Source organism: Paenibacillus sp. DMB5 (assembly GCF_001517085.1).
In the GTDB taxonomy this organism is placed as follows: Bacteria; Bacillota; Bacilli; order Paenibacillales; family Paenibacillaceae; genus Paenibacillus_AQ.
In genome coordinates this window covers 1-1,542 of record NZ_LRAC01000091.1, presented here as the reverse complement: position 1 = coordinate 1,542, position 1,542 = coordinate 1, and the positions used below count along the sequence as shown (strand labels likewise).

Sequence of the window (1,542 nt, the reverse complement as noted above, 5' to 3'; positions counted from 1 at the left end):
TTCGCAGCTAGAAAATCGGCTTAAACCCTTGAGGCTGTAAGAAGAATTCGCTATATTTAGCCAAGTTGACAAAAAACACCTCGCTTGTTTGGTATCATGGAAGTGTCGAGCTCACATGCCAACAAGAAAGGTGCGCAACCCTATGTTACAACAACATTCCCTGTCTGAACAGTCTCGCTTTTCCAAACTTTTTGCCAATCTTCAAATCGGGAAAACCTTACGACAAGCAGGTATTTCCAAATCGTTCGGTCTTTCGAGCCTAGCAATTTTTCAAATCGTGTTCTCCCTGGTCTTCGAAGGGAAGAATTGGTTTCGCCTTCTGGAAAGTGACCGTGCTGCAGATCTTCCCGGCAAAGATGTTATTTATCGGTTTTTGAATCAAGCTTCTTTTGCGTGGCGTCGCTTTTTACAAGCCTTAAGTCTTCGGAACGTGCGCCATTTCGAATCGCTCATTTCTACTCAGCGCGTACGTGTGTTCATTATCGACGATTCCGTTTTGAGTCGAAACCGGAGCAAAAAAGCAGAGTTGTTAGCACGGGTTTTTGACCATTCCACCGGCAAATTCACCAAAGGCTACACGATGCTAACCCTAGGTTGGTCGGACGGTTTTAGCTTTGCTCCGCTTGATTTTGTCATGCTCTCTTCTGCCAAAATCACCAATCGGTTGTGTGAAATGGCTTCGAATCTGTCCAAACGAAGTCACGGCTACAAGCGCCGGTTGGAGGCCTTTTCCCGGAAGCCGGATGCTGTCGTAGCCTTGCTAGAACGGGCTTTACGTGCAGGATTCACCGCCGACTACGTGCTTATGGACAGCTGGTTTACGCAAGCTCCACTCCTTCGTGAGCTTGCCGCTAAAGGGCTTCCTGTGATTGGTATGGTAAAGGAAATGAAACAACGCTACCTAGTTCACGGTAAGCGAATGACACTCCGCGAGGTCTTTCAAAGCCTGCCCGCATCGAATGCCAAAGACATTAAAGGCTCGCTCATCGTGCATACCGCCTGCGGTCTGCAGGTGAAGCTTGTGTTTGTCCGCAACCGGAATAAAAAACGGGAGTGGCTGGCTATTTTAAGTACCGATGTGACGCTGGATGCAGCTGAAATCGTACGGATTTACGGCATGCGCTGGAGTATAGAGACCTTTTTCAAAGTCACCAAAAGTTATTTGAAATTGGGCACTGAATTTCAGGGCCGTTCGTTTGACGGGCTGATTAGCCATACGACGATTGTATTTAGCCGATATTTAGCGATGGAATACGAACGGCGTCAATCAAGTGACGACCGGACACTTGGAGGACTCTTCTTTCTCTTTGCCGACGAAGTCCGCGACTTGGACTACCAGACCGCGCTTCAGCAGCTTATGAGTTTATTTCTCGAAATGTCCCAGGCGAAAACCAAGAAGAATACAACAGCTATTTTTTGTCAACTACAGGAATGGATCTCCGGTTTACCCAGCTATATCAAGGGTTTGTTTGGAGATTTGAGCTGCGAAAGTTGAGTTAAAATTTTAGAGTAGATGCTACTGACTGTAATGTATGCTTCATT

Annotated in this window: 1 protein-coding gene; it reads left to right on the top strand. The window is 46.8% G+C overall.

The genetic code is table 11. The features are described from left to right. The first annotated feature begins 142 nt into the window (after positions 1-142). Positions 143-1,495 (top strand): transposase, encoded by a 1,353-nt coding sequence (locus tag AWJ19_RS09155; protein WP_068723110.1) that lies wholly within the window; start codon positions 143-145, stop codon positions 1,493-1,495. Positions 1,496-1,542: the final 47 nt, after the last annotated feature.

Excerpts from the sequence above, each read along its gene's own strand:
- AWJ19_RS09155 (WP_068723110.1), top strand. The coding sequence starts at position 143 with ATGTTACAACAACATTCCCTGTCTGAACAGTCTCGCTTTTCCAAACTT.